The sequence below is a fragment of the Streptomyces sp. Ncost-T10-10d genome, from assembly GCF_900091955.1.
Lineage (GTDB): Bacteria > Actinomycetota > Actinomycetes > Streptomycetales > Streptomycetaceae > Streptomyces.
Genome location: NZ_FMDF01000240.1, coordinates 1 through 2,187, shown reverse-complemented (window position 1 = coordinate 2,187; position 2,187 = coordinate 1). Strand labels below are relative to the sequence as shown.

At 70.0% G+C, this 2,187-nt stretch carries 2 protein-coding genes and 1 pseudogene; all 3 read left to right on the top strand.

Going from position 1 to position 2,187, the window contains the following annotated elements; all coding sequences use genetic code 11:
* Window positions 1-384 (top strand): annotated as a pseudogene (locus tag GA0115254_RS42750) (hypothetical protein); the annotation flags it as partial.
* On the top strand, window positions 381-1,478 hold the full coding sequence (locus tag GA0115254_RS42745; protein ID WP_218105632.1) for a PEP/pyruvate-binding domain-containing protein: 1,098 nt from the start codon (window positions 381-383) through the stop codon (window positions 1,476-1,478). The pseudogene GA0115254_RS42750 and the gene GA0115254_RS42745, both read left to right, overlap by 4 nt.
* On the top strand, window positions 1,475-2,074 hold the full coding sequence (locus tag GA0115254_RS42740; RefSeq protein WP_093900638.1) for a helix-turn-helix domain-containing protein: 600 nt from the start codon (window positions 1,475-1,477) through the stop codon (window positions 2,072-2,074). The genes GA0115254_RS42745 and GA0115254_RS42740 overlap by 4 nt, the downstream gene beginning before the upstream one ends.
* Window positions 2,075-2,187 lie beyond the last annotated feature (113 nt).

Genomic DNA, 2,187 nt, shown 5'->3' with positions numbered 1-2,187 from the left:
GATCAGGACCGTGCTGCCGACCTCGACCGTGCCCGCGCTGTGGTCAACGACGCCGGCGCCGCCGGTCTCGAACGACGACCGTGGCAGCAACCCGGACAGCCCGCCTCGGACGCCGACTTGGTGCGGTTCACCACGTGGACCGCGCGTGATGCGAAGACGGCTGATCCCACGGTCATGCACGCAGGGCTGCGACTGTTGGCCTCCGCTCGGGCAGAACTCGACCAGGCCGAGTCCGCCTTGTTGTTCGCCGCACGCGGGGTGGGGATGACGTGGCCGCAGATCGCCGACGCTCTCGGTCTGGCCTCGGCTCAGGCCGCTCAACAGCGCCTGAATCGAGTGCTCACCCGGACCAGCGATCCCGAGACTCGTGCTCAGCCGTGGTGATCCCGCTGAGTCACGCCGATGAACGGTACGGGGCCAAGGCCGCCAACCTCGCCCGGCTGCTGCGCGAGGGCTTTGCCGTGCCGGCTGGGTTCGTGATCGAGGACGTGAGTGACGACAGTTGGACCCACGAGCTCGAGTCCGCGCTGCGGGGTCTGGGTTCCGGGCCGTTCGCGGTGCGCTCCTCCGCCGTGGGCGAGGACGCCGTCCAGGCGTCATTCGCCGGCCAGCTGCACACCACTCTCGGCGCGACCACTACGGCGCAGGTGACCGTGGCCGTGCGGCGCACCGCCACGTCCGGAACCAGCCCGCAGGCCGTCGCGTACACCGCCCGGAGAGGTCGGTCACCCGGACCCGTGGTGTCGGTGATCGTGCAGAGGCTGGTCCGTGCGGAAGTGGCCGGGGTGTTGTTCACTCGCCAACCGGTCACCGGCGCCGACCAGGTGGTGATCGAGGCGGCTCGCGGACTTGGCGACAAGGTCGTCGACGGGAGCCTCACCCCGCAGAGGTGGACCATCGACGGCGACGTGCTCACCACTCCGGACACCGTCGTAGAGCCGGTCCTGACCGCGGCGCAGGTGCGCGCGCTGGGCGAGACCGGCCGCCGGATCGAGGCCTCGTTCGGATGCCCGCAAGACGTCGAGTGGGCCATCGCCGACGGCACGGTCTGGGTGCTGCAAGCGCGCCCCATCACCACGGCTGCCGAGCCGGACGGACATGCGGCCCGCGATGCCGGCGAGGCGCTTGTCACAGGCACGCCGGCCAGCCCCGGCACCGCAACCGGGCCGGTACGGATGATCGGCGGGCTGGACGACTTCACCCGCTTCCGGTCCGGTGACGTGCTGGTCTGTCGCACGACCTCACCGGCCTGGACCCCGCTGCTGGCCCGCGCCGCCGCGGTCGTCACCGAGGTCGGCGGGGTTCTCAGCCACGCTGCGATCGTGGCCCGCGAGTTCCGGATTCCGGCAGTCACGGCCGCCGACGACGCGACGACTGTGCTGGCCGACAGACTTTGCGTCGTCGTGGACGGCAGCCGCGGCAACGTCGCCCTCGCTGGACAGGCCCCACACCGAGATCACACCACGGAGCGCAGATGAGCCAGACTTCCCCAATCAACCTCCTGGTGCTGCACGCCGTTCGGACCATGGGCTATGCCGACACCGCACGGATAGCCGCTCGACTGAGCGTGACTGAGGGCGAGGCGCGTGAGTACCTGCTGGCCCCCCGGGCCCAGGGCTGGATCACCTTCTCTTCCTTCGCCGGTGACGGGGGCTGGTCGCTGACCGAGTCCGGCAAAGCACATGGAGAGCGGCTGCTGGCGGCTGAGCTCGACGAAGCCGGTGCCCGTGCAGCTGTCGAGAAGGTCCACCAGGACTTCCTGCCGCTCAACGACGTCATGGCCGCCGCCTGCACCGCCTGGCAGCTGGCCGAGATGGGCATCGACGATCAGACCCTGACCCTCGCCCAGACGATCACGGCGCTCGAAGGCCCCGCCGCTGCGCTGGCCGGGCTCGAGGGCCGCCTGACGGCCCATCTCGACCGGTTCTCCGGCTACCAGCAGCGTTTCGCCGAAGCCCTGGCCAAGGCACATGCGGAACCTGCCTGGATCACCGGCACCGACCGTGACTCCTGCCACCGGGTCTGGTTCGAGCTGCACGAAGACCTGATCGCCACCCTCGGCGTGACGCGCTGATCCCGCCTGAACAAGCAGAGGGAGACCGGGGCCACCGCGAGTTCGTGTCACCGATTCCTCATGCCGTTTGTCAAGCCGTTCTGGTTGGGTGCGTGGGGGTTCAGTCGGTCGAT